The organism is Bosea sp. RAC05, from assembly GCF_001713455.1.
Lineage (GTDB): Bacteria > Pseudomonadota > Alphaproteobacteria > Rhizobiales > Beijerinckiaceae > Allobosea.
This window is the reverse complement of the sequence record NZ_CP016464.1, coordinates 359,489-382,418: the sequence shown is the minus strand read 5'-3', so window position 1 is coordinate 382,418 and position 22,930 is coordinate 359,489. Positions and strand designations below refer to the sequence as shown.

General features: G+C 69.9%; 22 protein-coding genes. 17 read left to right on the top strand and 5 right to left on the bottom strand.

Annotation, left to right across the window (positions count from 1 at the left end; translation table 11 throughout):
* The 3 genes from BSY19_RS05305 to BSY19_RS05295 form a co-directional block, all read right to left on the bottom strand.
* Entirely contained in the window at positions 1-342 is a 342-nt protein-coding gene (locus tag BSY19_RS05305; protein WP_069056875.1) for a VOC family protein, read from the bottom strand.
* A 44-nt stretch (positions 343-386) separates the two neighbouring features.
* Positions 387-1,430, bottom strand: a complete 1,044-nt coding sequence (locus BSY19_RS05300) for a GMP reductase (RefSeq protein ID WP_069053232.1) — start codon at positions 1,428-1,430, stop codon at positions 387-389.
* A 114-nt stretch (positions 1,431-1,544) separates the two neighbouring features.
* A complete protein-coding gene (locus BSY19_RS05295) occupies positions 1,545-2,615 on the bottom strand; it encodes a DMT family transporter (protein WP_069053231.1) in 1,071 nt (356 codons plus the stop codon).
* A 302-nt stretch (positions 2,616-2,917) separates the two neighbouring features.
* On the opposite strand from BSY19_RS05295, the gene BSY19_RS05290 reads away from it, so the two are divergent.
* On the top strand, positions 2,918-4,045 hold the full coding sequence (locus tag BSY19_RS05290; RefSeq protein WP_210184406.1) for an AbrB family transcriptional regulator: 1,128 nt from the start codon (positions 2,918-2,920) through the stop codon (positions 4,043-4,045).
* A gap of 28 nt (positions 4,046-4,073) precedes the next feature.
* Here the strand turns inward: BSY19_RS05290 and BSY19_RS27445 are convergent, their stop codons facing one another.
* The gene (locus BSY19_RS27445; RefSeq protein ID WP_150129500.1) at positions 4,074-4,697 is read right to left on the bottom strand and encodes a hypothetical protein; all 624 of its coding nucleotides are present in this window, start codon (positions 4,695-4,697) and stop codon (positions 4,074-4,076) included.
* Between the two features lie 10 nt (positions 4,698-4,707).
* Positions 4,708-6,465, bottom strand: a complete 1,758-nt coding sequence (locus BSY19_RS05285) for a GumC family protein (RefSeq protein WP_150129499.1) — start codon at positions 6,463-6,465, stop codon at positions 4,708-4,710.
* A gap of 252 nt (positions 6,466-6,717) precedes the next feature.
* Between BSY19_RS05285 and BSY19_RS05280 the strand changes: the two genes are divergently transcribed.
* From BSY19_RS05280 to miaB, 16 genes are all read left to right on the top strand, one after another.
* The gene (locus BSY19_RS05280; RefSeq protein WP_069053229.1) at positions 6,718-7,977 is read left to right on the top strand and encodes a lipopolysaccharide biosynthesis protein; all 1,260 of its coding nucleotides are present in this window, start codon (positions 6,718-6,720) and stop codon (positions 7,975-7,977) included.
* Positions 7,978-8,104: 127 nt separating this feature from the next.
* Positions 8,105-8,851, top strand: coding sequence for an SDR family NAD(P)-dependent oxidoreductase (locus BSY19_RS05275; protein ID WP_069053228.1), 747 nt, complete (start codon positions 8,105-8,107; stop codon positions 8,849-8,851).
* A gap of 9 nt (positions 8,852-8,860) precedes the next feature.
* Positions 8,861-10,120, top strand: a complete 1,260-nt coding sequence (locus BSY19_RS05270) for an allantoate amidohydrolase (RefSeq protein WP_069053227.1) — start codon at positions 8,861-8,863, stop codon at positions 10,118-10,120.
* An 86-nt stretch (positions 10,121-10,206) separates the two neighbouring features.
* The gene (hemA, locus tag BSY19_RS05265; RefSeq protein ID WP_069053226.1) at positions 10,207-11,418 is read left to right on the top strand and encodes a 5-aminolevulinate synthase; all 1,212 of its coding nucleotides are present in this window, start codon (positions 10,207-10,209) and stop codon (positions 11,416-11,418) included.
* A gap of 252 nt (positions 11,419-11,670) precedes the next feature.
* Positions 11,671-12,240 carry an ATP-dependent protease subunit HslV gene (gene hslV / locus BSY19_RS05260; RefSeq protein ID WP_069053225.1) on the top strand — a complete coding sequence of 190 codons (570 nt, stop codon included), beginning with the start codon at positions 11,671-11,673 and terminating at the stop codon, positions 12,238-12,240.
* Positions 12,237-13,319 (top strand): hypothetical protein, encoded by a 1,083-nt coding sequence (locus BSY19_RS05255; RefSeq protein WP_069053224.1) that lies wholly within the window; start codon positions 12,237-12,239, stop codon positions 13,317-13,319. Before hslV ends, BSY19_RS05255 begins: the two co-directional genes overlap by 4 nt.
* Positions 13,316-13,858, top strand: coding sequence for a GNAT family N-acetyltransferase (locus tag BSY19_RS05250; protein WP_236840474.1), 543 nt, complete (start codon positions 13,316-13,318; stop codon positions 13,856-13,858). The genes BSY19_RS05255 and BSY19_RS05250 overlap by 4 nt, the downstream gene beginning before the upstream one ends.
* Positions 13,855-15,165 (top strand): ATP-dependent protease ATPase subunit HslU, encoded by a 1,311-nt coding sequence (gene hslU, locus BSY19_RS05245; protein WP_069053223.1) that lies wholly within the window; start codon positions 13,855-13,857, stop codon positions 15,163-15,165. Before BSY19_RS05250 ends, hslU begins: the two co-directional genes overlap by 4 nt.
* Positions 15,166-15,190: 25 nt before the next feature.
* Entirely contained in the window at positions 15,191-16,762 is a 1,572-nt protein-coding gene (gene murJ / locus BSY19_RS05240) for a murein biosynthesis integral membrane protein MurJ (RefSeq protein ID WP_069053222.1), read from the top strand.
* A 90-nt stretch (positions 16,763-16,852) separates the two neighbouring features.
* The gene (trpS, locus tag BSY19_RS05235; RefSeq protein WP_069053221.1) at positions 16,853-17,914 is read left to right on the top strand and encodes a tryptophan--tRNA ligase; all 1,062 of its coding nucleotides are present in this window, start codon (positions 16,853-16,855) and stop codon (positions 17,912-17,914) included.
* A gap of 92 nt (positions 17,915-18,006) precedes the next feature.
* Positions 18,007-18,501, top strand: a complete 495-nt coding sequence (locus BSY19_RS05230) for a universal stress protein (protein ID WP_069053220.1) — start codon at positions 18,007-18,009, stop codon at positions 18,499-18,501.
* Positions 18,502-18,609: 108 nt separating this feature from the next.
* Complete coding sequence (locus tag BSY19_RS05225; RefSeq protein WP_069053219.1) at positions 18,610-19,170, top strand: NifU family protein; 561 nt, start codon at positions 18,610-18,612, stop codon at positions 19,168-19,170.
* Between the two features lie 94 nt (positions 19,171-19,264).
* Complete coding sequence (gene tsaB, locus BSY19_RS05220) at positions 19,265-19,948, top strand: tRNA (adenosine(37)-N6)-threonylcarbamoyltransferase complex dimerization subunit type 1 TsaB (RefSeq protein WP_069053218.1); 684 nt, start codon at positions 19,265-19,267, stop codon at positions 19,946-19,948.
* A 134-nt stretch (positions 19,949-20,082) separates the two neighbouring features.
* A complete protein-coding gene (locus tag BSY19_RS05215) occupies positions 20,083-20,538 on the top strand; it encodes a GNAT family N-acetyltransferase (RefSeq protein ID WP_236840473.1) in 456 nt (151 codons plus the stop codon).
* Positions 20,539-20,554: 16 nt separating this feature from the next.
* Positions 20,555-21,367, top strand: a complete 813-nt coding sequence (olsA, locus tag BSY19_RS05210; protein ID WP_069053216.1) for a lyso-ornithine lipid O-acyltransferase — start codon at positions 20,555-20,557, stop codon at positions 21,365-21,367.
* A gap of 112 nt (positions 21,368-21,479) precedes the next feature.
* A complete protein-coding gene (gene miaB / locus BSY19_RS05205) occupies positions 21,480-22,865 on the top strand; it encodes a tRNA (N6-isopentenyl adenosine(37)-C2)-methylthiotransferase MiaB (protein WP_069053215.1) in 1,386 nt (461 codons plus the stop codon).
* Positions 22,866-22,930 lie beyond the last annotated feature (65 nt).

Here is a 22,930-nt window from a genome sequence, read left to right as displayed (position 1 = left end):
TCAAGGCACGGTGCCCCATCGATCTCCGGCAAGCGGACCCCGGATGCCGATGCAGTTGCCCCATGGATCGCGCAGCTGACACATCCACAATTCGTGGTCGATCTTCAATGGGCCGCGGTAAAGGACCGCGCCGGCCGCCTTCAAGCCGGCCAGCGACCTCTCGAAGTCATCCGTCCACCAATAGACGACCGAACCAGCGGCGCCGCTGCCGACCTTGTCGTCGGCGGGAACGATCTCGAGCTGGGTCATCCCGATCTTCAAGAAGGCAAAGCCGGACGGGTAGCTGACCTCAAGCGCAGCATGAGGAAAAGCGTTTCGATACCACGACATACCTTCGTCCATGTCGGAGACGTGGACGAGAACGGCGCATACGCCAGCCTGCAAAGCTATCCTCCGAAGACGGTGTTGAGCTGGCTGCCGACCATGATGAAGGTGGTGCGCTTGGGCACCTCCTTGAGCCGGACCGCCCCGATATAGGTCATCGCCGAGCGCACCCCGCCCATCAGCTCCTGCATCGTGCCCTCGACCGGGCCGCGATAGGGCACCTCGACGGTCTTGCCCTCGGAGGCGCGGTATTTCGCGACGCCGCCGGAATAGCGCTTCATCGCCGTGTCCGAGGACATGCCGTAGAAGGTCATGCCGACCGGGACCCTCTCGCCGTCGCGCTCCTCATAGCGGATGTCGCCCTCGCATTCGTCATGGCCGGCGAGCATGCCGCCGAGCATCATGAAATCGGCGCCGGCGCCGTAGCCCTTGGCGAGGTCGCCCGGCACGGTGACGCCGCCGTCGCCGCAGACCAAACCCTTGAGCCCATGGGCGGCATCGGCGCATTCGATGATCGCCGAGAGCTGCGGATAGCCGACGCCGGTCATCTTGCGGGTGGTGCAGACCGAGCCGGGGCCGATGCCGACCTTGACGATGTCGGCCCCGGCCAGGATCAGCGCCTCGGTCATGTCGCCGGTGACGACATTGCCGGCCATGATCACGGCATCGGGATACTCGTCCCGGGTCGCCTTGACCGTCTCGACGAACTTCTCGGTATAGCCATTGGCGACGTCGAGGCAGATCTTCCCGATCGGCGACTGGGCATGGACGCGCGCGAGCTTGTCATGGTCCGCCTCGGTGGTGCCAAGCGAGAAGAAGGCGTTGGCCGATTCCGGCTCGCGGAAGAAGGCGGCGAGTTCCTCGGGGCCGTAATGCTTGTGCAGCGCCACCATGGCGCCGTGGCGGAACAGGGCGCGCGCCATCTGCATGGTGCCGACCACGTCCATGTTCGCCGCGATCAGCGGAAAACCGGTCCAGTCACGCCCGGTATGGGCGAAGCGCAAGGAGCGGAAGACGTCGACCTCGGCGCGGCTGCCGAGCGTCGAGCGCTTGGGGCGGATCAGGACGTCGCGGAAATCGAGCTTCGGGTCGTTCTCGATGCGCATGGGCGGCTCCTTCGCGTCGGGTCTGCACGCGCGCGAATGAGGCCGGATCGGGCCCGCGTGCGCCGATTCATAACCCCGGCGACGGGCGCCGGGCAATCCGCCGCGTGGCGGCCCTCAGGGCGTCGCCGGCTCGCGGGGAAGGGTGCGGGCGTTCTTGCGGATGGTGTAGAGCGTCGCGCCCACCACGATGCCCGCCCCGATCCAGGTCGAGAGTTCGGGGATCTCGGCGAAGAAGACGAAGCCGGTGAAGCTCGCCAGCAGCAGGCGGCTGAAGTCGAGCGGGGCGAGCGCCGCCGCCTCGCCGACCTGGTAGGCCCGCGTGATCAGCCATTGCCCGGCGGTGCCGAACAGGCTGAGCACGATCAGCCAGAACCATTGCGTGGCATCGGGCGGGACCCACCAGAGCCAGCTCGGGATGGCGAGCGCCGCGATCATCACCATGCCCTGCCAGATCAGGATCGTGTCCGTGCGCTCGGTCGCGGCCAGCATGCGGACACTGACGGTGATGCCGGCATTGAGCAGCGCGCCGGCCACCGCGAGCAGGGCGAAGGCGTCGAGGCCGTCGCCACTCGGCTTCAACATGACGAGCACGCCGAGGAAGCCGATCACGGTCGCGATCCAGCGGCGGGCGTCGACGACCTCCTTCAGCACGATGACGGCGGCGATGGTGACGAAGAGGACCTGGCTGAAGCCGATCGCGGTCGCCTGCGCCAGCGGGATCTGGATGACGGCGGTGAAGCCGCAGAGCATCGCGGTCAGCGTCAGGATGCTGCGGACGATCTGCAGGCCCGGCCGGCGCGTGCGCAGCATCGGCCGCAGGCCGCCGCGCGAGACGCCGAGCAGGACGAGGCTCATCACGATCTGCCGGATGAGCAGGATCTGCACCAGCGGGATCACCCCGCCGACATGCTTGATGGCTCCGACCATCACCGCATAGACCAGCAGCGCCGCCATCATATAGGCCGAGCCGCGCAGATTGGGGCTGGCAGTGCTCCACCAGCGCGTCAGGCGGGCCCGCCCGGAGGGCCGTGCTTCGACCGCGACGATGGCATCGGGAGCGTCGGCCGTCGCGGCGGCTGCGCCGGCCGCCACCGTGTCGGCGACGGATGCGGGAGCCTCGATCTCGACCGAACCGTCGCCATGCGCCAGACGATCTTCGCGCCCGGTCTGCCGTTCTTCGCTCATCGCCCTCGACCGTCGGTCTCGGGCGTCGAGGCCCGGCCGGGTGTTTCCCCGCAAGAGTGATCGGTGAAATCGCGGAGCGGCGCCAGAGCCGGCCGCACATGCCGGGGTTGTGTCGCGGCGATGCGCCGGACAGGCAGACGCGGCATGTCCCGCACGGACTTTCGCGCCCCGCCCCTACGGTCTAGGAGGGCACCGCATCGCCACCACGCCGGAGCCTGCATGTCGGCCGCTTCCCGATCCGCTGTCCAAGGCCTTCGCCCGGCCGTCGCGCCGGGCGTTGCGAGCCGGGCGGACTGCCTGCGGTGAGGACCCTTCTGAGCGATTTCGCCTCGGGCGTGCGGGGGCTGCATCCGGCCCGCTTTCCGTATCGGCGCTTCGCGCTGGCGCTGCTGATCGGCGGGCTGGGTGGCTATCTCTTCGTGCTCATGCGCCTGCCGCTGCCCTGGATGCTGGGCTCGATGGTGGCCTGCACGGCCGCCGCGCTGCTGCGCTGGCCGGTGGCGGCGCCTTCCGTCATCCGCCCGCCGATGACGATGGTCATCGGCGTCATGCTCGGCGCCGGCTTCAAGCCCGAGGTGGTCGCGCAACTGCCGAACTGGCTGCCGACGCTGGCAGGCCTCGTGCTGTTCATGATCGCCTGCGCCGTCGCCTGCGTCGCCTATTTCCGCAAGGTCGCGGGGTTCGACCCCGTCACGGCCTTCTTCGCGGGGATGCCGGGCGGGCTGATCGAGATGGTGACGCTCGGCGAGGAGAAGGGCGGCGACGCGCGCATCATCGCGCTGATCCACTCCGCCCGCATCCTCTTGGTCGTGATGACGCTGCCCTTCATCGTGCAATGGATCGGCGGCGTCCCGATCGGCGGCAACCGCGTGGCCGGGCCCTCCGTCTTCGAGACGCCGCTCCTGGCCGAACTCGTCCTGCTCGCCTGCGGCGTGGCGGGGATCGTGCTGGGCGAGTGGCTGCGGCTGCCGGCGAAGTTCCTGCTCGGGCCGATGATCGTCAGCGCGATCGTCCATGTCTCGGGCCTGAGCGACTCGGTGCCGCCCTTCGAGATCGTCAACGCCGCCCAGCTCATCCTCGGCATCACCATCGGCTGCCGCTTCGTCGGCACGCCGCCACGCACCATCCTGCGCGTGCTCGCCCTGTCCGCCGGGTCGACCGTGATCCTGCTGTCTCTGACGCTCACCTTCGCCTGGCTTGTGGCGAAGGTCTCGGTGCATGGCCACGTGCCGCTGATCCTGGCCTATTCGCCCGGTGGGCTGGCCGAAATGAGCCTGATCGCGCTGGCCCTGCACACGGAGGTGGCCTTCGTGGCGGCTCACCACATCATCCGCGTGTTCCTGGTGATGATCACGGCCGGCCCGCTCTTCGGGCGGACGGTCGGGCGCGGCACCAAGGACGCCCGGAAGGCCGGCGAGACGCAGCCATAGGCGAAGTCCCGGACGCCGGTCCTCCGCGTCACGCCTCGTTGACGACGAAGCCGCGCAGCTTCTGCGCCTGGTCGCCGAGGGCTGCGGTCGCGGTCGCGAGATCGCTCTGGCCGACGGCGCCCTCGCGCAGGACCAGGACGATGTCGTCGGCGACTTCGGCGAAGCGCTGGGCGAGACCATCCGTGCCGACCGCGCCGCCGTCGATGACGATCGGCCCGAAGCGACGTGCCCGGTCGAGGAAGCCGCTCTCGATCTGCTGCGCGGGGACCTGATCGGCCCGGCCGACGCGCGGCAGGAAGAACAGGTCTGTGCCCTCGTCCTGAAGCGCCGCGCGAACCAATCCGACCCGGCCGGTGACGATGTCGTGCAGGCCCGCCGCCGCTTCCGGCGCGAAGACGCGCGTCAGGCTGTCGTCGCCCGCGCCGGCATCGACCAGCATGGCGGGCAGGCCGGCCAGGGCGGCATCGAGGGCGAGATTGAGCGCCAGCGTCGAGGCGCCAGCGTCCGGTCGCAGGCCGAGGATCAGGATCCGGCGCCGGTCGGGCTCGGGGCCCCCTCCGGCGAGCGCCGTCCGCACCGCCCGGACCGCCTTGGCGAAGCCGCCATTGGGCTTGTCGAGCACGTCGACGAGATGGGTCTTGGCCTGGAACACGGAGCGGACTTCACCATCGTCGCGCCGCCAGCGGCGGTGGCGAACGGCCGGCAGGTTTGCCAGCAGCGGCGCAGCGGCCGTGCGCAGCAGGTCGGGGACGCGCTCGGTCTGGCCACCCTGGATCGAGACGAAGCGCCGCCAGCCCGCCTTCGGCGCGGCGGCCGGCGGCACGGGAGAGGCGGCCGGCGGCACGGCCATCAACGACCCGGTCGACGGCTTCGCCTCGGGCGCGGGCGTGGGGCGCCGGTCGCGACGGCCGGCTCCGCGGGCTCGGGGCCCGGCGCGGCGCGGGGCGCGGCAGCGTGCCGAAGAGGGCGAGCCCGAGCGCCAGCGCGACGCCGATCCCACCGCCGGCGACACCGCCGAGCACCGCGAGCGTGCGCCGGCTGATGCCGCTCTTCTCCAGCGGCGGCATCGCCGCGCTGATGACGCGGGCATTGGTCGTGTCGATGCCGGCGAGCTCGCCGGTTTCGCGCGCACGGCGCAGGAAGGCGTCGTAGACGACGCGCGAGGATTCGACCTCGCGCTCCAGTTCGCGCAGCTCGACGGAGGCGCGGCCGGCCGCGTATTGCGTGGCGGTCAGCCGCTCGACGCGCAGCGAGAGCTGGCGCTCGGCCTCGATCGCCCGGTCGAGCTCGACCTTGGCCGAACGCGAGATACGCGACAATTCGTCGGCGATCTGCCGGCGGGCGTCGCGGGTCTGGGCCTGCACGGCGGCGAGCGCCGGGTGGCGGGCGCCGAGCGAGGCCAGAAGATCGGCCTCGCGGGCCAGGGTGGCGCCGAGCTGGGCGCGTAGGGCCGTCATGGTCTGGGAGGCGACGGCCTCGGGAATCGCGCCGGCCTCGATGCCGGCCGGTCGGGCGGCGCTGATCTGGTCGTATTTGGCGCGCGCCTCCGTCAGCCGCGTGCGGGCCGCGACGAGCTGGGCGTTGTTGAGGGTGAGCTGCTCATCGGTCATCGAGCGGCCGGCGCCGACACCGACGATGTTGTTGGCCTCCTTGTAGCGCTCGGTCTTGTCCTCGGCGGTGCGCAGGCGGTTGCGCAATTCCTCGAGACGCGCGGTCAGGGCGTTGGTCGCGCGCTGGGCTGCGTCGGCGCGCACCGTCGCCTGGTTCTCCAGATAGGTCTCGGCGAGCGCATTGGCGATGCGGGCCGCCTTGTCGGCCTCGCGGGCGGTCACCGAAATGTCGATGACGAAGGTCCGCTCGCCACGCCGGACGCTGACATTCTTGTCGAGGACCGCCAGCGCATAGACGAGCCCGTCCCGGGAGGGGGCACCGCGCCCGGGCAGCCACCCCCAGAGCAGCTGCGACAGGCCCGAGCGCGGTGCCTCGCCGCCGAATTCCGGGTCCTTGTCCAGGCCGAGGCTCTGCACGACCGGGGTCTTGATGCTGTCGGAGGCGATGATGCGGGCCTGGCTCTCGAGATAGCTGGTGATCGAGGTCGGGTCGCCGCCGGTGACGTTGGGCGAGACTTCGTTCTGCAGCACGCGCAGGTCGCGCGGGTCGATGAAGAGCTGCGCCGTCGAGACGTATCTCGGCGGAACCATGAGGCTGGCCAGCGCCGCCAGCACGGCGCCGACGACCGCGGCCAGCACGATCAGCCCCTTGCGCGCCCAGAGCGTGCGGGCGAGCCAGACGGGATCCGTCAGACGGGAGACGATCTCGGGGGCGGCGGCGCGCACGACGCGGCGGCGCTCGCGCGGCTGCTGCCCCGGCTCCGGCTCGCTGACGACGGTCTCGGTGGTGAACATGACGCTACGCTTCACTCTTCAGGTCCTCGCCCGCCGATCGCGGGGCCCGAGGCGTCGCCCAAGTCGATGGGTCGCGAGCGACCTCGCGCTGCATCGGTCCGGCGCTGTGTCGGTCCGGTTCAAGCTGTCGCATGGGCCAGGACGGTTCCGTTTCGTTTAGGGTCGCTCAACGCCTCTCGGCTAGGACATCGTGGACGGGCGGTCGCAGGCAGGCACAGGCCGGGCCAGACGACCTCAGAAAGACGCCTGCGTCGCGAAACGGACCCCATGCTGCCAGACCGCGCCGCCATCCTCGCCTACCTCACCATCCTGAGCGGCTCCGCCGGCAGGCTCGTCATCTCCCTTGTCTACTTCCTCATCGTTGCGAATACGTTGACCCTCGGCGATTTTGGGCTGTTCGCGACAGCCTCCGCGACGGGGCTGATCCTGTCGCGGCTGCTGGCCTTCGGATTCGTCTCGCCGGTCTACCGGATCGCCACCGTCAAGCCGCGGCTTCTCGGGGCCTATCTCGCCGGTTTCGCCGGCTTGTCCCTCGCCTCGCTGCCGCTGATCCTGCTCGCCGCGGCGCTGGTCTATGGGCTGCTGTTCGCCGGAAGGCTGGCGATCCTGCCCTTTGCGCTGGTCCTGCTGGCCGAAATCCTGTGCTGGCGGCTGCTCGAGGTCGTCGCCATCGTCAACAACGGGCTGCGGCGCTTCCGTCAGGCGGCGCTGCTCGTCATCATCGGCTCGGCGCTGCGCACGCTGGCGGCCCTGCTGTTCGTCGGCTTCGGGCACCGCAGCCTGGAGATCTGGGCCTTTGCCTATCTGGCGGCGACGATGACGGCGATGGTCGTGGCGCTCGTCTTCTTCCTGCCGCGGGTGCGCCTGCGCTTCGTGCGGCGGCTCTATCCCCGCCGGATGGCCGATGCGGTCTATGCCAGCGCGGCGGAGATCGTGTTCTACGCCCAGGCCGAACTCGACAAGCTCCTGGTGCTGGCGCTCGCCGGCGAGCGCTCGGCCGGGCTCTATGTGATCGCGATGCGGGTGATCGACCTCACCGCCATGCCGATACGCAGCTTCAACCAGATGCTGGTGCAGAAGATCATGACCGAGCGCGGCCTGGCGGGCGGGCCGGGCCGGTTCGCGCTGATCGAATTCGGCATCGCGGCGATCTCGATCGGCGGCCTGGCGGCGGTGATCCTGGCGCTGAAGCCCTTTCCGGGGCTGCTCGGCCGCAATGTTTCGGAGGCCGCCTATCTGTTCCTGCCGATGCTGCTGGTGCCGGCCTTCCGCAACCTCGTCGAATATCACGCCGAGCTGCTCTATGCGCGCGAGCGCACCGGATCGCGCATCGCCCTTTTGTGCGCGATCACCGCGCTGAAGGCGGCGCTGCTGTCCTGGGTCCTGCTGCGGTTTGCCGGCGATGACGGCTGGGCGCCCTGGCTCAACCTGGTGTTCGGGCTGGTCTACGCCCTGTCGGCCGCCGTGACCTACCGGCTGATGGCGCAGGGGCAAGCTGTGCCAGCGGCAGGTCTCAAAAAGCCCTGAGAAGTAGCCCGACGACTCGCCGGCCCGGTCCCGGCGGGATGCGGGAGCCCCATTCCGATCGAATTAGCGGTTCCCACCCTTTCACCTCCTGCTTTAGGGTGCGCCTCCAACGAGTCAGGGGCCGACAATGAACCAGATCGATCTGCAGGGAAGAACCGCCATCGTCACCGGGGGCGCACAGGGCATCGGACGCGCCGTCGCCCAGCGATTCGCCGCCAGCGGCGCCCATGTCGCGATCTGGGATCTCGACGGCGAGCTCGCCGCCAAGACGGCGGCCGAGATCGGCGGGACGGCGACCGGGCTCGGCATCGACGTCACGGATGCGCAGGCCGTGAAGGCCGCGGCCGATGCGCTGGAGGCCAGGCAGGGCAGCGTCGATATCCTCGTCACCAGCGCCGGCATCGCCGGGGCCAATCTCAAGACCTGGGAATATCCGCTCGACGAGTGGGCGCGGGTGATGAAGCTCAATGTCGACGGCACGCTGCATTGCTGCCAGGCGGTGATCCCCGGCATGATCAAGCGCAATTACGGGCGTCTCGTGCTGGTCGCCTCGATCGCCGGCAAGGAGGGCAACCCCAACGCCTCGGCCTATTCGGCCTCGAAGGCGGCCGTGATCGCGCTGACCAAGTCGCTCGGCAAGGAACTCGCGACGCAGGACATCGCGGTCAACTGCATCACGCCCGCCGCCGCCCGCACCCGCATCTTCGACCAGATGACCGAGGAGCATATCGGCTACATGCTCGCCAAGATCCCGCGCGGGCGCTTCCTGCTGCCCGAGGAGGTTGCCTCGATGGTGGCCTTCCTGGCCTCGGCCGAGAACAGCTTCACCACCGGCGGCGTCTTCGACCTGTCGGGCGGCCGGGCGACCTACTAGGACCGATCGATGGCCGCCTCGCTTCCCTCCGCCGCCGTGCTCGGCGCGCGCGCCTTCGCCGCGCTCGAAGGCCTCAACCGCTTCTCCGACGAACCCGGCAAGCTGACGCGGCTCTATCTCTCCCCCGCCCATCGGCAGGCCGCGGAGTGGACGAAGGGCGCGATGGAGGTCGCGGGTCTGACCGCCTTCATCGACGCGGCCGGCTCGGTTCAGGGCCGGCGCGAGGGGCCGGTTCCCGGCGGTCCTTCCGTCATGATCGGCTCCCATATCGACACGGTGAAGGATGGCGGGCGCTTCGACGGCAATCTCGGCGTCGTCGCCGGCATCCTGGTGGCGCAGGCCCTGCGCGACGCCGGCATCGTCCTGCCCTTCGCGCTCGAGGTCGTGGCCTTCGGCGACGAGGAGAATGTCCGCTTCCCGACGCATCTGTCGACCTCCGGGGCGCTGGCGGGCGACTACGATCTGGCCTGGCTGGAGGCGCGCGACGCCGAGGGTGTGCGGCTGTCCGATGCGCTGCTGGCCTTCGGCGGCGATCCCTCCGGCATCGCCGCGCTGGCACGCAGGCGCGGCTCGGTGACCGCCTATCTCGAGCTGCACATCGAGCAGGGCCCTGTGCTCGAGGTCGAGAACGAGCCCGTCGGCATCGTCACCGCGATCAACGCCCAGCGAAAGGCCCGAATCTATGTGGCGGGGGAGGCCGGCCATGCCGGCACCGTGCCGATGGCGCTGCGCAAGGATGCGCTGACGGCGAGCGCCGAAATGGCGCTGGCCGTCGAGGCGATCGCCAGCGCCTATGAGCAGGCCGTCGGCACAGTCGGCGTCTTCCAGGTCGATCCCGGAGCAACCAATGTCGTGCCGGGCAGCGTCGCGTTCACGATCGACATCCGCTGTCCTCGCAACGAGCCGCTGGCGGCGATGGCCGCCGCCATCGAGGCGCGCTTCGGGGAAATCGCGCAGCGGCGCGGCGTCGGGCTGACCATCACGCCCTATGCCAGGGCGGACGCCGTCCCGATGGACCCGGCCTTGCAGGACGCGCTCAGCCTCGGCATCGCCCGCACGGGGGTCAATCCCGCGCCGCGGCGGCTGCCATCGGGCGCTGGGCATGACGCGATGGCGATGGCGGCGCTCTGTCCCTCCGCCATGCTGTTCGTGCGCAACGAGAAGGGCATCAGCCATTCCCCGCTGGAGGCCATGACGGAGGCCGATGCCGGCATCGCGATCCGGGCGCTGCTCGAAACCGTGCTCGAACTGGCGCGGCGCGAAGGCTGATCCTGATCAAGGCCGGGCGCGACACCGCGTGCCATTTCCCCTGTCCGGCCTTAAGCTTAGAAAGCGCGCGCCGCAGGAGGCTGGCGATGGACTACGAGACATTCTTCCGCAAGGAACTGGACGGCCTGCGCCAGGAAGGCCGCTACCGCGTCTTCGCCGATCTCGAGCGCAAGGCGGGCCAGTTCCCGCGCGCGACCTATCATGGCGAGGGTGGCCCGCGGGAGATCACCGTCTGGTGCTCCAACGACTATCTCGGCATGGGCCAGCATCCCGACGTGCTCGCGGCAATGCATGAGGCGCTGGATTCCTGCGGCGCGGGGGCCGGCGGCACGCGCAACATCGGCGGCACGAACCATTACCATGTGCTGCTAGAGCAGGAGCTCGCCGATCTGCACGGCAAGGAAGCCGCGCTCCTGTTCAACTCCGGCTACATGTCGAACTGGGCCTCGCTCGGCACGCTGGCCTCGCGCCTGCCGGGCTGCGTCGTGCTGACGGATGCGCTCAACCACGCCTCGATGATCGAGGGGATCCGCCATTCGCGGGCGGAACGGCACATCTTCGCCCATAACGACCCCGACGATCTCAGACGCAAGCTCGCCGCGCTCGACCCCGCCCGGCCCAAGCTGATCGCCTTCGAGTCGGTCTATTCGATGGATGGCGACATCGCCCCCATCGCGGACTTCTGCGACATCGCCGAGGAATTCGGCGCGATGACCTATATCGACGAGGTCCATGCGGTCGGCCTCTACGGCCCGCGCGGCGGCGGCGTCAGCGAGCGCGATGGCCTCAGCCACCGGCTCGACGTGATCGAGGGCACGCTCGCCAAGGCCTTCGGCGTGATGGGCGGCTACATCGCCGGCTCGGCGGCGCTGTGCGACTATGTCCGCAGCTTCGCCTCGGGCTTCATCTTCTCCAGCTCGCTGCCGCCGCCGGTCGCGGCCGGCGCGCTCGCCGCGATCCGCCATCTCAAGGCCAGCACCACCGAGCGCGAGCGCCATCAGGACCGCGTCGCGACGCTGCGCCAGCGCCTTGACGCCGCCGGGCTGCCGCATCTCGCCAACCCCAGCCATATCGTGCCGGTGATGGTCGGCGACCCCGTGCTGTGCAAGGCGGTCAGCGACGAGCTGCTCGAGCGCTTCGACATCTATGTCCAGCCGATCAACTACCCCACCGTGCCGCGCGGCACCGAGCGGCTGCGGATCACCCCCTCGCCCCTGCATTCCGACGCCGATATTGACCATCTGGTGGCAGGGCTGAGCGCGATCTGGGGACGGGTGGGGCTCAAGCGGGCGGCGTGAATTCCTGCAGCGACGGCAGACCTCCAGCTCAGCCCTCATCCTGAGGAGCGCTCGGTACGAGCGCGTCTCGAAGGATGCTCCAGATGGTGACGGAGCCTCCTGGATCATCCTTCGAGACGCCACTTCGCGGCTCCTCAGGATGAGGGCTGAGGGAATGGCGAGTTGGCCCTTATCGCCCCATGCACTTGATACCGGGCTTCAGCCTGAACATGTTGGCGGCTCCTGTTCACCCGAGGCCGGGCCCGAATCGCAATGCCAGAGACCAGCAACGCCCCCCTGATGCACGCGACCACCATCCTGATGGTGCGCAAGAGCGGGCGGGTCGTCATCGGCGGCGACGGGCAGGTCTCGCTCGGCCAAACCATCATGAAGGGCAATGCCCGCAAGGTGCGCCGCCTCGCCAAGGGCGCGGTGATCGCGGGCTTCGCCGGCGCCACCGCCGACGCCTTCACGCTGTTCGAGCGGCTGGAAACCAAGCTCGAGCAGTACCCCACCCAATTGCTGAGGGCCTGCGTCGAGCTCGCCAAGGACTGGCGCACCGACCGCTATCTGCGCCGGCTGGAGGCGATGCTGCTCGTCGCCGACAAGGAGGTTTCGCTGCTGATCTCGGGCACCGGCGACGTTCTGGAGCCGGAGGCCAGCGAGCATGGTTCGGTGATGGCGATCGGCTCGGGCGGCAACTACGCGCTCTCGGCGGCGCGCGCGCTCATCGATATCGAGGCGGATGCCGAGGCGATCGTGCGCAAGGCGATGAAGATCGCCGGCGACATCTGCGTCTACACGAACCACTCGCTCGTCATCGAGACATTGGACACGCCATGATCGCCGAGCAGGATCTGCAGCAGGCGGTCGCGGACGGCATCATCGACCAGGCTCAGGCCGTGCGGATCGCGCATCTGGCGCGGATGCGGCTGGCCGCGCAGAGTTCGGCCCCGCCGCAGCTGGGCGACAGCGTCAGCGCCGAGGCCGGCCGTGCCATCGATGCCGATGACGAGCGCTTCCGGCTGATCGGCGGCTTCAACGACGTCTTCGTGGCGATCGGCGTCGGCCTGCTGGCCGGCGCGCTGCTCGGATTGTCACGCGTCGTCGGCTTTGGCGATGCCTTTGCGGCGGTGGCGCTCGTCGCGGCCTGGGGGCTGAGCGAAGTCTTCGCCCGGCGGATGCGGCTCGCCCTGCCCTCGATCCTGCTGGCCGTGATGTTCAGTGCGTCGGCGGCCCTGTTGGTAGCCCAGCTCACGGCCGGCCTCAGCCTGCCCTCCCTGCTCTATGGCGGCTGGGTGTTCGCAGCGGCAGCCTTTTCGGGCGCCGCGCTGCTGCACCACTGGCGTTTTCGCGTGCCGGTGGATCTGGCGCTGGTGGCCGGAGGCGGCATCGGCGTGCTGCTCGCCCTGATCTCGGCCATCGCCCCGGCCCAGTCGCAGGCTTACATCAACCCGATCCTTGCGGTTTGCGGCCTGTCGGTCTTCGCGCTCGCGCTGCGGCTCGACATGCGCGACCCGCGCCGCCTGACGCGTCGTTCCGATGCCGCGTTCTGGCTGCATCTGCTCGCGGCCGGGCTGATCGTGCATCCGGTATTCCGGGGCCTGGTCGGCACGGCGGGCGGCTTCGGCACCGCGCAATCCCTGATCATTCTTGGCCTGTTCGCGGCGCTCGGCATCGTCGCGCTCGTCATCGACCGGCGCGCGCTCTTGGTCTCGGCCCTCAGCTATGCTGGCATCGCGGTGGCCTATCTGATCTCCCAGAGCGTCTCTGGCGATCTCAGCCTCCCGCTGGCCCTGCTGGGCCTCGCCATTCTGGTGCTCGCACTCTCCGCCGGCTGGCGGGCCTTGCGCCGGGCCCTGCTGCCGGCCCTGCCGCTGGGCCGCTGGCGCGACCGCTTGCCTCCGGTAGAGCCCGCGTGAGTGCGAAAACCCCCGACGATATCGCCTTCCGCCCGGTCGAGCCCGGCGATCTGCCGATGCTCGCGCGCTGGGTCGCGCAGCCGCACTGGCAGGAATGGTGGGGCGATCCGGAGACCGAAGTTGGCTACATCCGCGACATGATCGAGGGTCGTGACCATACCTGCTCGCCCTTCCTCATCACGCTCGACGGCGAGCCGGCCGGCTACATCCAGGCCTGGCGCGTCGGCCCGCACCAGATCCCCGAATGGACCGCGGAAAGCCCCTGGCTGCTCGAGGTCCCGGCCGAGGCCGTCGGCGTCGATCTCTCGCTGGCCGATGCGCAGCAGCTGTCGCAGGGGATCGGCTCCGCCGCTTTGCGCCGCTTCGCTAACAGCCTCGTCGCGCAGGGCCACGAGACGATCGTGATCGACCCCGACCCCGCCAATGCGCGCGCCGTCGCAGCCTATCGCAAGGCCGGCTTCCGGCCCGTTCGCCATCTCGAAGGGCGCACGCCCGGCGTCCTCATCATGCAGTTCCAGCAGGATTCAGACCTGACATGACCTCTTTCTCCCCCCGCGAGATCGTTTCCGAGCTCGACCGCTTCATCGTCGGCCAGAACGACGCCAAGCGCGCGGTCGCCATCGCTTTGCGCAACCGCTGGCGGCGCCAGCAGCTCGAAGGGCCTCTGCGCGAGGAGGTCTCGCCGAAGAACATCCTGATGATCGGGCCGACCGGCTGCGGCAAGACCGAGATCGCGCGCCGCCTCGCCAAGCTGGCGAATGCGCCTTTCCTCAAGGTCGAGGCGACGAAGTTCACCGAGGTCGGCTATGTCGGCCGCGACGTCGAGTCGATCGTGCGCGACCTCGTCGAGATCGCGATTGCGCTGGTGCGCGAGAACCGGCGCAAGGATGTGCAGGCCAAGGCGCATGTCGCGGCGGAAGAGCGCGTGCTCGATGCGCTGGTCGGCGTCAACGCCAGCCCCGCCACCCGCGACTCCTTCCGCCGGAAACTGCGCGCCAACGAACTCGACGACAAGGAGATCGAGGTCGAGATCGCGGCGGGCTCCGGCTCGTCTGCGCCGATGTTCGAGGTTCCCGGCATGCCCGGCGCCTCGATCGGCGCGATCAACCTCTCCGACATGTTCGGGAAAGCCTTCGGCCAGAAGGGCAAGCCGCGGCGCATCCTGGTGAAGGACGCCTATGGGCCGCTGCTGACGGAAGAGAGCGACAAGCTGATCGACCAGGAAGCGATCGTGCAGGCGGCGATCCGCGAGGTCGAGAACAACGGCATCGTCTTCCTCGACGAGATCGACAAGATCTGCGCCCGCGAGGGCAAGGGCGGCGCCGACGTTTCGCGCGAGGGCGTGCAGCGCGACCTGCTGCCGCTGATCGAGGGCACGACGGTGGCGACCAAGCATGGCGCGGTGAAGAGCGACCATATCCTGTTCATCGCGTCGGGCGCCTTCCACGTCTCGCGCCCATCCGACCTGCTGCCCGAGCTGCAGGGCCGCCTGCCGATCCGCGTCGAACTCTCGCCGCTGGACGTCGACGATTTCCGGCGCATCCTCACGGAAACCGAGGCCAGCCTGATCAAGCAGACGGTGGCGCTGATGGCCACCGAAGAGGTCACGGTCGATTTCACGCCCGACGCCATCGACGCGATCGCGCGCATCGCGGTGGATGTGAATTCGACCGTCGAGAACATCGGCGCGCGCCGGCTGCAGACGGTGATCGAGCGCATTCTCGACGATATTTCCTTCACCGCGCCCGACCGCTCGGGCGAAACGGTGACGATCGATGGTCCTTATGTGCAGTCGCGCATCGGCGATCTCGCCAAGAACGCCGATCTGAGCCGGTTCATCCTGTAACCGGCCGTTGAAGGGAAGGGCGGCGATGCCGGCGGAACCCGCGAAGCTCGCCCGCAACTCGCTCATCGTCGGGCTGGCGACGGTCTTGTCGCGCCTGCTCGGCTTCGCGCGCGACATGCTGATCGCGCGGATGCTGGGCGCCGGGCCGGTGGCGGATGCCTTTCTCGTCGCCTTCCGACTGCCCAACCTGATGCGCCGCGTGCTGGGCGAGGGTGGGCTGAACGCGCCCTTCGTGCCGGTTTATCTCGACCTGCGATCCACGGAGGGCGCGCAAGCCGCACGGCGCTTCGTCGGCGAGGCCTTCGCCTGGCTGGCGCTCGGCGTCGGTGCCGCCACGGGGCTCGGCCTGCTGCTCGCGCCCTGGCTCGTGCTCGCCATCGCGGGCGGCTTCCACGACGCGCCCCAGACGCTGGCGATGGCGACGGCCTATACGCGGATCGCGCTGCCCTTCCTCGCCTTCACGACGCTCGCCTCCCTGCTCGCCGCGGTGCTGAACTCGGAGGGGCGCTTCCTCGTCGCCGCGCTGGCGCCGTCCCTGCTCAACCTCGTGCTGATCGCCGCCCTGATCGTCGCGCTGACGACCGGCATGCCCTCGGCGCAGGGGGCCGCCCTGATCGCGGCTGCGGTCAGCGTCGGCGGTGCGCTGCACCTGCTGATGGTCGCCGTCGCCCTGTGGTATGGCGCCATGCCGCTTGTCCGGCCCCGCCTGCGCTGGTCGCCGGCGATGACGCGGCTGCTGCGCCTCGGCGGCCCCGCCCTGCTGGCGGCCTCGACGTCGCAGCTCGTGCTGCTGGTCTCGACGCAGATCGCGTCCGTGCAGCCCGGTGCCGTCTCCTGGCTCTACTATGCCGACCGCGTCTTCCAGCTGCCGCTCGGCTTCGTCGCGGTGGCGATGGGCGTGGTGCTGCTGCCCGCCATCGCGGTCCGCGAGACCAGCGGCGACGATGCCGGGCGCCGCGAGATGATCGACCGGGCGCTGGTGCTGGGGCTGGCCCTGGCGATTCCGGCCGCGATCGCGCTCGCCTGGCTCGCCGACCCGATCATTTCCGTGCTGTTCGAGCGTGGTCGCTTCACCGAGATCGACCGCATCCGGACGGCCGATGCGATGCAGGCCTTCGCCGCCGGCCTGCCCTTCGCCGTCATTGCCAAGGTCTTCGCCCAGGTCTATTTCGCCCGCCAGACGCCGCGGCTGCCGCTCTATGCCGGGCTGGCGGCGCTCGGCGTCGCGATCCTGGCCGGGCAGGTCGGCGCCCTGCCCATGCCCGCGACCAATGCCGCGGCGGCGGCGAGCCTCGCCTTCGTCACGCAGGCCTGCGTGCTCGGGGGCTTTCTCGTGAGAGACGGGCTGTGGCGGCCGCGCCTGCCCCTGCTCTGGCCGATCCTGGCCGTGATCGCGGCGAGCCTCCTCATGGTGATGGCGCTCATGGCGCTGACGCCCTGGCTCACCGAGAGCCTGTCGACCCAGTCGGCGCTGCTGCGGCGCACCGCCGCGCTGGGCGCCCTGTGCTGCGGCGGCGGCCTCGTCTATGCCGCGGCGGGACGGGCTCTGGGCGCCTTCCGCCTGCGCGAGCTCGGCCGCCTCGGCAAGCCGCTCTGACGGCCTCGGCCAGGCTTGCCCTTGCGCCCCGGGCGGGCTTCGGCCAGAACGCGGCACTCCAGACGACCCCATTCTTGCGGGAGCGCCCCGATGGCGACCTTTCACCAGCGCGTCTTCTCCGGCATGCAGCCGACCGCGACGCTGCATCTCGGCAATTATCTGGGCGCGCTGACCAACTGGGTCGCGATGCAGGAGACGCACGAGTGCATCTACTGCGTCGTCGACATGCACGCGATCACACAAAGCCTCGATGTCTGGGGTGGCCCCGCCGAGTTGACCCGCGCCACGCGCGAAGTCACGGCGGCCTATGTCGCGGCCGGCGTCGATCCCAAGCGCAGCATCATCTTCAACCAGAGCCAGGTGCCACAACACGCGGAACTGGCCTGGATCTTCAACACGGTCGCGCGGCTGGGCTGGCTGAACCGGATGACGCAGTTCAAGGAGAAGGCCGGCAAGGACCGTGAAAACGCCTCTGTTGGCCTCTACGATTACCCTGTCCTGATGGCGGCCGACATCCTGCTCTACAAGGCGACGCATGTGCCCGTCGGAGAGGACCAGAAGCAGCATCTCGAGCTCGCCCGCGACATTGCGCAGAAGTTCAACAACGACTTCGGCGCGCAGATCGCGGAGCGCGGGCTCGGCACGGGCGAGCTCGGCTTCTTCCCGCAGCCCGAGCCGATGATCCAGGGGCCGGCGCCGCGCGTGATGAGCCTGCGCGACGGCACCAAGAAGATGTCGAAGTCCGACGCCTCGGACAATTCGCGCATCAACCTGACCGACGATGCCGAGACCATCGCCCAGAAGATCCGCAAGGCGAAGACCGACCCCGACGCGCTGCCGTCGGAAGAAAAGGGGCTCGAGGGCCGGCCCGAGGCCGAGAACCTCGTCGGCATTTATGCCGGGCTGAACGGCGAGACCAAGGCGCAGGTCCTCGCCCAGTTCGGCGGCGGGCAGTTTTCCGGCTTCAAGGCGGCGCTGGTCGATCTCGCCGTGACCAAGCTCTCGCCGATCGCCGGGGAGATGCGTCGCCTGCTCGCCGATGTCAGGCATATCGACGGCATCCTCGGCGAGGGCGCGCAGCGGGCCGAGGCGATCGCCGCGCCGATCATGCGCGACGTCAAGGACATCGTCGGCTTCGTGCGGCGCGGCTGAGCCTAGCGGCGGGGATCGCGAGCGCGGGCTTGCGCTGACGTTGCGGCGCAGGCCACCATGACCGCTCCCGGAGCGGCGGCAGGGCAGGTTCGATGGTGAAGCGACGGCGGTCCTACGAGACGGGCCATCGGCCGAAATTCCTCGCGGTGGTCGACGATAGCGCCGAATGCGCCAAGGCGATCCGCTTCGCGGCGCGGCGTTGCGCCCGAATCGGCGCCGCCATGGTGCTTCTGGGCGTGGTGAAACCGCCCGAACACGAAACCTGGCTCGGCGTCGGGGCCGTGATGCAGGCGGAGGCCGAGGCCGAAGCGGAAAAGCTGATCGACGTCGCGGTCGAGGCGGTGCGCACCTTCGCCGGGCTCGAGCCCGAGCGCGTCGTGCGCACCGGCGACAAGGCGGACGAGGTCGTCAAGCTGATCGAGGCGGACGAGGACATCTCGCTGCTCGTACTGGCCGCAGGCGCGGGGCGCGACGGGCCGGGGCCACTGGTCAGCGCGCTGGCGGGCAAGTCGGCCGCGAGCTTCCCGATCCCCGTCGCGATCGTGCCCGGCCATCTCGAGGACGAGGAGATCGACGCCCTGGCGTGACGGCCTCCGGCGCGGCCGCCCGGATCACGCTGGAATGATTCGCGGCAGGCGCCTATATCTGCCCCATGGAACGGCGGCCTTGACCCGTCCGGGACCGGAGACTCCAGCATGTTCATCCAGACAGAAGCCACGCCGAACCCCGCCACCCTGAAATTCCTGCCCGGCCGCACCGTCATGCAGGACGGCACGCTGGAGCTGCGCGACTCGGAACAGGCCGAGCGCTCGCCCCTGGCGCAGCGCCTCTTCGGCGTATCCGGCGTGTCCGGGGTCTTCCTCGGTGCCGATTTCATCACCGTGACCAAGGCCGGCGGCGAGTGGCCGCATCTGAAGCCGGCGATCCTCGGCGCGATCATGGAGCATTTCATGTCCGGCGCCCCGGTGCTGGCGAGCGGCTCCCAGGCGGACGTGATCGAGGAGGGCGAGTTCTTCGCACCCGAGGACGCCCAGACCGTCGAGACGATCAAGGATCTGCTGGAGACGCGCATCCGGCCGGCGGTCGCCGGCGACGGCGGCGACATCACCTTCCGCGGCTTCAAGGACGGCACGGTCTATCTCGCGATGAAGGGCTCCTGCTCGGGCTGCCCCTCGTCGACCGCGACGCTGAAGCACGGCATCCAGAACCTGCTGCGCCACTTCCTGCCGGATGTGCGCGAGGTCGAGGCGATTTGATCCGCGTTCCGGCAGCGAGGCCATCAACCCGGAGCGGCGCCGCGGCGCCGCGTCTGCGGGATGATCCGCCTCTTCACTCGCACACTGGGCTCTGATGCGCATTCTCGCGATCGACACCGCGCTCGGCGCCTGCTCGGCCTGCGTTCTGGAGGCTGGCTCGGCCCAGCCGCTCGCGATCGAGCAGATCGCAATGGAGCGTGGCCATGCCGAGGCGCTGATGCCGCTGATCGAGCGCGTGATGAACGCGGTCGAGGGCGGGTTTTCCTCGCTCGACCGCGTCGCCGTGACGGTGGGGCCCGGCAGCTATACCGGCTTGCGGGTCGGCGTCAGCGCGGCGCGCGCCATCGCGCTGGCGGCGAAGATCCCGGCTGTCGGCGTCACCACGCTGGCTGCCTGCGCCGCGCCGCTGGTCGGCCGCGAGACGGGCCGCGTGATCGCCGCGGCGCTCGACGCCAAGCATGGGCAGGTCTGGTTCCAGGCGCTGAGCTCGGAGGGCCGGCCCATCGTCGCGCTGCGCCAGGTCAGCTATCGCGACGCCGCCCGCGCCATCGGGGCCGGGCCGGTCAGCCTCGTCGGCTCGGCCGCGCTCGCCGTCGCCAACGAGGCCTGGGCGATCGGGCTCGACGCGCTGGTGCTCGACGACGCCCGCGCCCCCGACGTCACCTGGGTCGCGCGGCTCGGGCTGATCGCCGACCCCGAGACGGCGCCGCCGCGGCCGCTCTATCTCAAGGCCCCCGAGACGACGCCGCAGGACCGCGCCCGGCTGCCGCGCCGGTAGCGGCACGGCTTCTGTGCAGCCGCAGGACAGCCCCGGCGGCGCCAATGACGCAACAGGACTTGCCAGACGGCCTGACTGTGCCATCAAGCGGCATGGACTGGCTTCGGCGACTTCTCCATCCTCAAGCATGCCCGGTGCGGACCGAGCGCCTCGATGCGCGCCATGCCCGGGACGTGGCCGCCCTGCACGGCGAGGGCGGCTTCGCGCGTGGCTGGGAGCCCGGGGAATGCGCGGCGATGTTGGCCGATGCGGCTGTGGTCACGGATGGCGTCTTCATGGGATCGGCGGCGCGACCGGCCGGTTTCGTGATGTCGCGCCAGGCCGCCGACGAAGCCGAGATTCTCTCGATCGTGGTGGCGCCGGCCCAGCGCGGCCACCGGCTCGGCGCCAGCCTCCTCAGTGCCCATCTGTCGCGCCTGGCGGGCCACGGCGTGACCCAGGTCTTCCTCGAGGTCGAGGACGGCAATGTCGCCGCCGAGCGGCTCTACCGCCATCTCGGTTTCCGCGAGGTCGGACGCCGCAAGGGCTACTATCCCAAATCCGACGGCAGCCGCGCGACCGCGGTCGCCATGCGGCTCGACCTGGCGTGAGCGGAACGGTCCTGGCATGAAGGGGCTCGCTCCCGGCGCGATCCTGCGTCTGACCGCCCTGGCCATGGGCATGGTCGCCCTGATGCCGGTGCAGATGCTGGTGATGCGCGTCGCCCCGTCGCGCGGGGCCGCGATCCCGCGGCTGTTCCACCGGCTGACCTGCCGCTGCCTCGGGGTGCGGCGGCATGTGCGGGGAACGCCTCCACCGGCCGGCAGCAGCGGGCTGATCGTCGCCAACCACGTCTCCTGGCTCGACATCGCCGTGCTCGGGGCCGAGCGCCCGGTCTGCTTCGTCGCCAAGAGCGAGGTCGCGGGCTGGCCGGTGATCGGCTTCCTGGCGAAGCTGCAGCGCACCGTCTTCATCGACCGCTCGCGACGGGCGGCCACGGCCGACGTCGCCGCGCAGATGGGCGAACGGCTCACGGCCGGGGAAGCCGTCGTGCTCTTCGCCGAAGGAACGACGGGCGACGGAACGCGCATCCTGCCGATGCGCTCCTCCCTGCTGGGGGCGGCGCATGAGGCGCTCGGCAAGGGCGACGCCGAATCCGTGGCGGACATCGCCGTCTACCCGCTGACGATCAGCTATACGGGCTTCCACGGCATGGCGGGCGGGCGGGTCGAGCGCGCGACGCTCGCCTGGTATGGCGACACCGAGCTCGCGCCGCATCTGAAGACGGTGCTGCGCGCCGGCGCAATCGATGTCGAGCTCGCCTGGGGCGAGCCGATCGCCATGGGCCGCGCGACCTCCCGCAAGGAGGCGACGCGGCGCGCGGAGGCTACGATCCGCAAGGCGCGGCAGGAGACCGTCAGCGGCCGGCCCGTGGCGTGAGCGGCCCCCTGCCGGGCCAGCGCCGCAACCGACGGCAAGGATCGGGCGGGAGGCCGTTTCCTCGCGGCCCGATCCGGAGTAAGGAAACGGTTTGGAGACCAGACCCGGCGCGATGAAGAAAGTCCACATCAAGTCCTTCGGCTGCCAGATGAACGTCTATGACGGCCAGCGCATGGCCGACATCCTGGGCGAACAGGGCTTCGAGGAAACGGCGACGCCGGAAGGCGCGGACCTGATCCTGCTGAACACCTGCCATATCCGCGACCGGGCGGTGCAGAAGGTCTATACCGAGCTCGGCAAGCTGCGCGATCTGAAGAATGCCCAGACCGCGGAGGGCCAGGAGACGCGCATCGTCGTGGCGGGCTGCGTCGCCCAGGCCGAGGGGGCCGAGATCCAGCGGCGCCAGCCCGCGGTGGATCTCGTCGTCGGCCCGCAGGCCTATCACCGCCTGCCCGAACTGCTCGAGCAGGCGCGCGCGAAGCGCGTCGTCGACACCGACCTGCCGATCGACGACAAGTTCGGCCATCTGCCGGCTCCGCGGCCCCAGGCGATCCGCCGGCGCGGCATCTCGGCCTTCGTCACGGTGCAGGAAGGCTGCGACAAGTTCTGCGCCTTCTGCGTCGTGCCCTATACCCGCGGCGCGGAATTCTCGCGGCCGGTCGCGCAGGTCATGGCCGAGATCGAGCGGCTGGCGGCCTCGGGCGTGCAGGACGTCACGCTGATCGGCCAGAACGTCAATGCCTATCACGGCGAGGGTTCCGACGGGCAGATCTGGGGACTGGCGCGACTGATGCATCGCGTCGCGGAGGTGCCGGGAATCGCCCGGATCCGCTACACGACGAGCCATCCCCGCGACATGGACGACGATCTCATCGCCGCGCACCGGGACCTGCCGCAGGTGATGCCGTTCCTGCATCTGCCGGTGCAGGCCGGCTCCGACCGCATCCTGGCGGCGATGAACCGCAAGCATACGGCCGACGACTACCGGCGGCTGGTCGCCCGGATCCGCGAGGCGCGGCCCGACATCGCCCTCTCCTCCGACTTCATCGTCGGCTTCCCGGGGGAAACGGACGCCGATTTCGAGGCGACGATCGCGCTGGTCGACGAGATCGGCTTCGCGTCGAGCTATTCCTTCAAATACTCGCCCCGCCCGGGCACGCCGGCCGCCGATCTCGGCGAGCAGGTACCAACCGCGCTGATGGACGAGCGGCTGTACCGGCTGCAGGCGCGGATCGAACATCACCGCCAGGCCTTCAACCACGCGATGGTGGGCCGCACGGTCGAAATCCTGCTGGAGCGGGCGGGACGTCACCCCGGCCAGCTTGCGGGAAAGTCGCCCTACCTTCAGGCTGTCCAGATCGAGACGGAGACGAATCAGATCGGCGACCGGGTGCAGGTGGTGATCGAGCGGGCGGGCTCCAACTCGCTCTTCGGCCGCAAGGCCGGGGAGCCGGCGTCGCCCGGGCTGCCGCGCCCGTCGAAGGACATGGCCGCGTGACGGCCCTTCCGCCCCCCTGTCCCGCATCGACGGCCGTCATGGCGATCCCCTGTCATCAGACTGCC

Excerpts from the sequence above, each read along its gene's own strand:
- BSY19_RS05280 (WP_069053229.1), top strand. The coding sequence starts at position 6,718 with ATGCTGCCAGACCGCGCCGCCATCCTCGCCTACCTCACCATCCTGAGC.
- BSY19_RS05230 (WP_069053220.1), top strand. The coding sequence starts at position 18,007 with ATGGTGAAGCGACGGCGGTCCTACGAGACGGGCCATCGGCCGAAATTC.
- BSY19_RS05255 (WP_069053224.1), top strand. The coding sequence starts at position 12,237 with ATGATCGCCGAGCAGGATCTGCAGCAGGCGGTCGCGGACGGCATCATC.
- BSY19_RS05300 (WP_069053232.1), bottom strand. The coding sequence starts at position 1,430 with ATGCGCATCGAGAACGACCCGAAGCTCGATTTCCGCGACGTCCTGATC.
- BSY19_RS05270 (WP_069053227.1), top strand. The coding sequence starts at position 8,861 with ATGGCCGCCTCGCTTCCCTCCGCCGCCGTGCTCGGCGCGCGCGCCTTC.
- tsaB (WP_069053218.1), top strand. The coding sequence starts at position 19,265 with ATGCGCATTCTCGCGATCGACACCGCGCTCGGCGCCTGCTCGGCCTGC.
- olsA (WP_069053216.1), top strand. The coding sequence starts at position 20,555 with ATGAAGGGGCTCGCTCCCGGCGCGATCCTGCGTCTGACCGCCCTGGCC.
- miaB (WP_069053215.1), top strand. The coding sequence starts at position 21,480 with ATGAAGAAAGTCCACATCAAGTCCTTCGGCTGCCAGATGAACGTCTAT.
- hemA (WP_069053226.1), top strand. The coding sequence starts at position 10,207 with ATGGACTACGAGACATTCTTCCGCAAGGAACTGGACGGCCTGCGCCAG.
- BSY19_RS05295 (WP_069053231.1), bottom strand. The coding sequence starts at position 2,615 with ATGAGCGAAGAACGGCAGACCGGGCGCGAAGATCGTCTGGCGCATGGC.
- BSY19_RS05305 (WP_069056875.1), bottom strand. The coding sequence starts at position 342 with ATGGACGAAGGTATGTCGTGGTATCGAAACGCTTTTCCTCATGCTGCG.
- hslV (WP_069053225.1), top strand. The coding sequence starts at position 11,671 with ATGCCAGAGACCAGCAACGCCCCCCTGATGCACGCGACCACCATCCTG.
- BSY19_RS05225 (WP_069053219.1), top strand. The coding sequence starts at position 18,610 with ATGTTCATCCAGACAGAAGCCACGCCGAACCCCGCCACCCTGAAATTC.
- BSY19_RS05275 (WP_069053228.1), top strand. The coding sequence starts at position 8,105 with ATGAACCAGATCGATCTGCAGGGAAGAACCGCCATCGTCACCGGGGGC.
- hslU (WP_069053223.1), top strand. The coding sequence starts at position 13,855 with ATGACCTCTTTCTCCCCCCGCGAGATCGTTTCCGAGCTCGACCGCTTC.
- trpS (WP_069053221.1), top strand. The coding sequence starts at position 16,853 with ATGGCGACCTTTCACCAGCGCGTCTTCTCCGGCATGCAGCCGACCGCG.
- murJ (WP_069053222.1), top strand. The coding sequence starts at position 15,191 with ATGCCGGCGGAACCCGCGAAGCTCGCCCGCAACTCGCTCATCGTCGGG.